The sequence below is a fragment of the Paracoccus sp. S4493 genome (assembly GCF_000967735.1).
GTDB lineage: Bacteria > Pseudomonadota > Alphaproteobacteria > Rhodobacterales > Rhodobacteraceae > Paracoccus > Paracoccus marcusii.
Map to the genome: position 1 here is coordinate 1 of NZ_JXYF01000387.1, position 259 is coordinate 259.

Sequence of the window (259 nt, forward strand, 5' to 3'; positions counted from 1 at the left end):
CGCGGTGATCGGGCCGAACGGCGCAGGCAAGACGACGTTCATGGACATCGTGACCGGCAAGACGCGCCCCGACACGGGCGAGGTGCTGTGGGGGGCGACGTCGAAATCGCTGCTGAAGCTGTCCGAGGCGCAGATCGCCCGCGAGGGGATCGGTCGCAAGTTTCAGCGCCCCACCGTGTTCGAGGACCAGTCGGTTGCCGACAACCTGGTGATGGCGCTGAAGGCCGACCGCAGCCCGTTCGCGGTGCTGGGCTGGCGG

Annotated in this window: 1 protein-coding gene; it reads left to right on the forward strand. The window is 68.7% G+C overall.

The genetic code is table 11. The features are described 5' to 3' along the window. Positions 1-259 (forward strand): ATP-binding cassette domain-containing protein (locus tag TW83_RS17900; protein WP_045984146.1); only part of this gene is annotated, 259 nt, incomplete at both ends.